Origin of the sequence: Lentilactobacillus rapi DSM 19907 = JCM 15042 (assembly GCF_001436255.1) — a bacterium.
GTDB classification, from domain to species: Bacteria; Bacillota; Bacilli; order Lactobacillales; family Lactobacillaceae; genus Lentilactobacillus; species Lentilactobacillus rapi.
In genome coordinates this window covers 23,536-30,004 of the sequence record NZ_AZEI01000001.1, presented here as the reverse complement: position 1 = coordinate 30,004, position 6,469 = coordinate 23,536, and the positions used below count along the sequence as shown (strand labels likewise).

The following is a 6,469-nucleotide window of genomic DNA, read 5'->3' as shown; positions in this document are numbered from 1 at the left end:
CGGAACGCCCTGCACATTTGTTTGTCGAAAATTTTGTTCAGTTTTCAAAGGTCTACCAAGTTGTCGTAAGCGCTTGTTTATCGCTTTTGACAACTATTTAATATTATCAGATTTTCAATCTTAAATCAAGTAATTTTTTCATACTTTTTAAAAATTGATAACCGATCAATATTTGACAACGGATAATAGTTTACCAAGATATGAAGAGGCGGTCAAGCACTTTTTTACTTAAATAACTCATTAGCCTCACTCAACCACTGATCTCTGAGTCTAGCGATGCTTGAAAAGCCGAACTGCAAACGGTAATTGGTCCAGTAATGAATATGTTGTGGTCTATTGAGACTTGGACGTTGTAACACATCAAGTCGCGCATTCTGGCTTCGGGTTGATAGAGAAACCTTACCCGAATACTCGTCAATATCAATCACTAACGCCTCAACCATCTGTCCCACCTTGAATAATCTGTTGATATTGTCGACATATCCTGCTTTACACTCAGAGATATGGATTAGCCCTTGCTTCTTATCACCAATGTCAACAAATACGCCATATGGCTGAACACCAGTGACCACTCCCGTTATTTTCATTCCTATTTTTAATTGCATAACTACCACCTACTTAGATTATCCTGAATAATATTGTACCCCGGAAATATCAATGTCACAATAAAAGTTGTTTTTTAGTAAAGGTGGATAACAACATTGGCTCATTCTACCGTTATCTGATAGAATCGTAAATAATAAATTTAAAAGGAATGATTTTGTGAGTACATTAATCGACTTTGTTCTCCATATTGATGACCACTTGGTGAATATCGTCAATACATTTGGTAATTCAGCTTACCTAATACTGTTCGCAATCATCTTTGTTGAAACCGGCGCGGTCATTCTGCCATTTCTTCCTGGTGATTCACTCTTATTTGCAGCTGCAGCACTTGCCGCCAATGCCAATTACAATTTAAATATCGGAATTTTCATTATTCTCTTCTTAATTGCATCAATTGGAGGAGATTCACTGAACTTCTTCTTCGGAAGCAAATTTGGCGAGTTAATTCCGCACAACAAGATTTTGGGCAGATTCATTAAAGAAAAAGATTTGGCCAAAGCCCGCGAGTTCTTCGAAAAATATGGGGCCATGGCGATCTTTTTGGGACGATTCATGCCCATCATTAGGACCCTAATCCCGTTTGTATCGGCTACCAGTGATTTCCCTTATCAACGATTCGCAAAATATAATATCTCCGCTTGTATCTTGTGGGTTGCTATCTGTTGCGGTGCCGGTTACTTCTTTGGCAACATTCCCGTTGTTCAAGACAATTTCTCGATGGTGATCATTGGTATCGTGATCATTTCCCTCATTCCAGCAGTCATTGGGTTTGTCAAAACAAAATTTGCACCAACAAAAGAATGAACAATTTACAAGTCACCGGACAATTGATATAATATTCTTTGTTCTGGTGAGTTGGCAGAGTGGTAATGCACCGGACTCGAAATCCGGCGAACCGGCTAATACCGGCGCGCAGGTTCAAATCCTGTACTCACCTTAAAAATAAGTCAAGACAGAAACGTTGTAATCATTGCAATTACTTCGTTTCTGTCTTTTTTACTATTCATTCATCATCCGAGAAGAATTACGCTGCAGTTCCAATTTACAGAATGGCAGGACTAACCAGGCCCATTGAATCAAAAATCCAGTACCTCTTAAGGACACATCATACTGATCCCCACCTCCAGTACTAGCAAACAAATTAGATAAATCGTAAAAATCCTCTCCATCAGCAGTTGGCCAACGAAGAGGATCATTAATATCAGTAAGTTAATAGTGTAAAGAAATCATAATCCTTAACTTTTTCTCTGCCCTTTAAATCGGACAATTCAATCAAGAATGCTGTTCCAACAACAATTCCGCCTAATCGTTCAACTAAACGGATGGTTGCATCGATCGTGCCACCAGTAGCCAACAAGTCATCAGTAACCAAGACCCGCTGTCCGGGTTTGATGGCATTTGTTCTAAGATACAAGGATGCTTTCCCATATTCCAAGCCATAGCTAGCCTCGATGGTTTCACCTGGAAGCTTATTCTTCTTACGAGCTGGTGAAAAACCGACCCCAAGCTTATAGGCAACCGGGCAACCTACGATAAAGCCCCGTGCTTCGGGTCCCACAATCATCTCAACGTTGCGTTCCTTGGCAAATTGGACAATTTGGTCCGTCGCAGCGCGATAAGCCTCTCCATCTTCAAGAAGTGGCGAGATATCTCGAAATAAGATACCAGGTTCTGGAAAGTCTGGATATGATGCAATGTACTTTGAAAAATCGATCGACATAGTATTTCTTCCTTTCATCAGCTGTCCAAACAATCCTTAATAAACTTAACCAATTTGTGCGTGTCAGACACTAGCAGTTGCTTTTCGGTCTTCAACTGTTCTTCCCTGAGACGGTAACTTGGGGCAGATTTGAGATCATGAGCCGCGTAATGCGGGTTAAGATTGATAACTCTGTCATTTATTGTGATGAAGTCCAGCTCTAAAAAGACCTGAACCATAAATACGATTGTTCGAGCAGCAATGTGCAGATGCTCCGACAAATGCTTCAATTGAGTCGCAATATTAATATTCGGATTCTCTCTTATGAACTTAAATAGTTTAGCATAAGAATTCCGATCTGGCATCCCTATTTTTGAAACTAATTGCTTTTTATACAAATAAAGAACGGTCGTCGTTGGTCGGCAACTTTCGATAACTTTAGTGAGATCTTCAATCACGTCTGGGCAATCCACAATAAATAGCTGGCTGTCCTCCGTATCGCTCCGATTGCCATTGATCAACTGGTCATACATCACAGCTTTGGCATCACCATTGAAATAGCCCTTCAGCTGAGCCAAGTTTCTCTCGTGAAAGAAAACATAGGTCCCGCTCTTCGCAAACATTTGCTCATGAAGAACCCGAGTTCGTTCGTCAATCACTGGCGCAGCTGCTTGGTTGAGATCATCCACCATCAATTGCAAGGTCGTTCGATTATTCCAAGTGTTTTCACCGATCTGACCTGCTACGCGCAAACTATTGGAGCCAGCTTGAATCTGGGGAGCCAACGCCCCTTTGCCAAATGCAATGGCAGTCAACTGGCTATTCCCCTGATCAAGCGTAAACTTCAGGTGATCGGAGGCTTTCCCCATCGTTTTGACATTTTGAACCTGGTCATATTGAACGTCAAAGATCGGTTTAGGATTATCTTGACCAAATGGGGCCAAGACCTTTAGCTTATCAACAAACTCTGGGGTAATCCGATTTACTCCAATTTTAGCGGCAATCTCAAGCTTTGGCTTAACTGACAAGTCCAACTGTTGTTCAGCAGCTGCTTTTTCAAGCTGGTCACGCAAAGACTGAATGTTTTGCTTATTAACGGTTAAGCCAACTGCAGAGTGGTGGCCACCAAAGGCAACAAGTTGGTCACGAATCGGATTAATTGCTGCAAAAAGATCAAAATTATCGATACTCCGGCCAGAACCTTTGGCGTCATCTGATTCATCTTGGGTTGTCAGCACAAGGGTTGGCCGTTGATACTTTTCAACCAACCGACTGGCAACAATGCCCAGAACACCTTGATGCCAATTATCACCAACGACTACCAATGTTGATTTGTTAGCCACGCCATCGGCTTCGACTTGGTCCACTGCCTGCTTGTAAAATTGATCCACCAATGATTTTCGAAGATCATTTTGATGATTGGCAAATTTAGCCAGTTCAGCTGCCCGGTCCTCGTCAAAAGTGGCCAGCAGTTCAACCCCGACAGTTGCATCCTTCATTCTGCCCAAAGAGTTAAGGCGAGGAGCGATGGCAAATCCAATGTCCTGCTCATCAAAACGATCAAGTTGGATCCCTGCCTCTTTGATCAAAGCCAATAATCCTGGACGTTGACTGTTCTTAATGGCTTGAATTCCAAATTTGACAATCGCGCGATTTTCATCAGTTAACGACACAATATCAGCCACTGTCCCAATCGAGGCAATATCAATCAAATCGGTTGGCAGCTCATCCAAAAGGGCAGAGGCAATTTTCAGCGCTACGCCGGCCCCACACAAATCACCAAAGGGGTAGGCTTTTCCATCCGCATCCTTTATTCGCGGATGAATAATTGCGTAAGCATCTGGCAATACCTCCGGCAACGAATGATGATCCGACACGACCACGTCACAGTGCAATTCATTAGCGGCCGCAATCGCATCATTGCCAGCCACCCCATTATCAACAGTGATAATTAAGCTGGTTCCCTTGGCAATGATCTGTCGATAAGCTTCAACGTTTGGCCCATAGCCTTCTGAAAAACGGTTGGGAATATAATAATCAACGGTTGCGCCCAAATCAGTTAACACTTCATACATAATCGTGGTACTGGTAATTCCATCGGCATCGTAATCACCGTAGACGGTAATCTGTTCTCCGTTCTCAACGGCCTGCTGAATTCTGGCAACCCCTTTTTTCATATCATGCATCAAATAAGGATCGTGAAAACTGGCAGTCGATGGTTTCAAAAAATTGGTTGCCTGATCCGGGGAATCAATCCCACGCTGTAATAGTAATTTGGCAATTGTCTCATCAACATTTGCTTCCTTTGCTAGTTTCCCAACAGCTTGGGGATCGTCTATCTGATTCATTTGCCAATTATACTTCGATTCAATCATTCAAACACGCTACCTTACTTTTGTGACAATTTGTCTGACAACTTCGCAATTTCATCTTCTAAGTTTGTAATTTGCTGATCTTTGGCCCCAAGTTCCTGTTTACCATAGGAATTCTTTAGCCGCGTTTCTAAGGCTTTCAAGTTCGCTTGCAGCGCTTTGATTTGATCTGTCAGCTCGTCTTGTTTTTGCTGGCTCTGGCTCTCCAATTCTCGATAAGCTCGATTCTTACGGACATTCAAAATCGAAGACAACAAGAAGATAATTAACGCGCCCACTAAAACTGAAATTAAAATCAATAACACTAACGGTACCCGAACGGATGCAAAACCAAAGTTCACATCAACCGATTCAAAATTAATTAACGCAAAAAGAGCAATTATGATAATTAAAATGATGCTCACAATTGTTGTGATTTGTTTTTTCATTGCAACTCCCCCATTCACATTGTTAATCTTTGATAAACGGAATATCCACCACATCAAAATCTTTGACAACTTTGGTATTTGGGAAGATCGTTTGGGCTTGTTTCTCTAGTTCATGGGCCATCTTTCCAGTATAACGGGCTGAGATGTGATTCAATAATAGCATCTTAGCATTCGCCTGCTTAGCAATTTGGGCGGCCTGGGTATTGGTGGAATGATAATAGCTTTTGGCAAGCTTATTCTCACCCTTGCCAAAAGTACTTTCATGAACTAATGCATTGGCGTTTTGAGCTAACTTTTCAGCATTGGCCGTTTTCCTGGTGTCACCGATAATGGTCACAATCCGCCCAGGTTGTGCGCGCCCAATCATGTCCTTGCCGTCAATCGTGCGGCCGTCGTCAAGGGTCACAACTTCACCTTTTTTGAGCCGACCATACACGGGCCCCGACGGAATTCCCAATGCTGATAGCTTATCCACCATCAATTCACCCGGATGATCATGTTCAACTACGCGATATCCAAAGCTGGTAATTCGATGTTCCAGGGGTGCTGCGTACACGGAGAACTTGTTATCTTCAAAAATAAGGCCATCGGTATCTTTAGGCAATTCATGGAAAGTAATATGATACGCCAAGCGACTTTCTGAAATTCGCAGGCTCACATTCACGTACTCCTTAATTCCCTTGGGTCCATAGATGTCCAAGGGTCCGTTACCCCCCTGAAATGATCGGCTACTTAAAAAGCCTGGCAAGCCAAAAATATGGTCACCATGTAAATGAGTGATAAAAATTTTGTCGACCTTTCGTGGCCGGATGGTCGATCGAAGGATTTGATGCTGGGTACCTTCACCGACATCAAACAGCCACACTGAGTTAATTTCGTCCAACAATCTCAGTGCTAAGCTTGAAACATTTCGAAACTTACCTGGAGATCCTGCTCCAGTACCTAAAAATTCAATCTGCATTATTTATCGTTTCCTTAATTTTTAAAATCGATTGGTTGAAGTGAGCGGCAAGTCAGGTCGTGAATCCCGAAAAACAACCTTTTCAAGCAGAAATCGGAATTTCTCTCAATGGCAACCTGCACGCCAATTGTGACCTGCTCAAGTCCGCTCACTCTTTAAAATCACTTTTCAATTGTATCATAAATCGGGTAAAATACTAATCAGGAAGGCAGGAAGAAACCGTGAATCTAGATGAATTCTACTGTGCCAGCAGCACACTCAACCCCAAGCTGATTCTTTTAATCGCCAAGGGACAACATTACGAACCAATCAAACAACTAACAATTGACAAGAATTCCTTATTACTTGACACAAATGACCCATCTCACCTAGGATTTGCTACAATAACATTAGATCAATTTAT

General features: G+C 42.2%; 6 protein-coding genes and 1 tRNA gene. 2 read left to right on the top strand and 5 right to left on the bottom strand.

All coding sequences use genetic code 11. The features are described 5' to 3' along the window. Nucleotides 1-224 precede the first annotated feature (224 nt). The gene (locus tag FD12_RS00100) at nt 225-605 is read right to left on the bottom strand and encodes a CvfD/Ygs/GSP13 family RNA-binding post-transcriptional regulator (protein WP_054748871.1); all 381 of its coding nucleotides are present in this window, start codon (nt 603-605) and stop codon (nt 225-227) included. A 157-nt stretch (nt 606-762) separates the two neighbouring features. Between FD12_RS00100 and FD12_RS00095 the strand changes: the two genes are divergently transcribed. Continuing rightward, entirely contained in the window at nt 763-1,410 is a 648-nt protein-coding gene (locus FD12_RS00095) for a VTT domain-containing protein (protein WP_056980977.1), read from the top strand. Between the two features lie 45 nt (nt 1,411-1,455). Continuing rightward, nucleotides 1,456-1,543 (top strand) — tRNA-Ser (locus FD12_RS00090). A gap of 264 nt (nt 1,544-1,807) precedes the next feature. On the opposite strand, the gene FD12_RS00085 is transcribed toward FD12_RS00090, so the two are convergent. Genes FD12_RS00085 through rnz form a run of 4 tightly spaced genes read right to left on the bottom strand, consistent with a single transcriptional unit; the run spans nt 1,808 to nt 6,066 of the window. Continuing rightward, entirely contained in the window at nt 1,808-2,326 is a 519-nt protein-coding gene (locus FD12_RS00085) for an adenine phosphoribosyltransferase (protein ID WP_054748870.1), read from the bottom strand. A gap of 17 nt (nt 2,327-2,343) precedes the next feature. After that, nucleotides 2,344-4,680, bottom strand: coding sequence for a single-stranded-DNA-specific exonuclease RecJ (gene recJ / locus FD12_RS00080; RefSeq protein WP_056980975.1), 2,337 nt, complete (start codon nt 4,678-4,680; stop codon nt 2,344-2,346). Between the two features lie 14 nt (nt 4,681-4,694). Then, nucleotides 4,695-5,105: a lipopolysaccharide assembly protein LapA domain-containing protein gene (locus tag FD12_RS00075; RefSeq protein WP_054748869.1), complete on the bottom strand. Its 411-nt coding sequence runs from the start codon at nt 5,103-5,105 to the stop codon at nt 4,695-4,697. Between the two features lie 22 nt (nt 5,106-5,127). Next, the gene (gene rnz, locus FD12_RS00070; RefSeq protein WP_054748868.1) at nt 5,128-6,066 is read right to left on the bottom strand and encodes a ribonuclease Z; all 939 of its coding nucleotides are present in this window, start codon (nt 6,064-6,066) and stop codon (nt 5,128-5,130) included. Between the last annotated feature and the right edge of the window lie 403 nt (nt 6,067-6,469).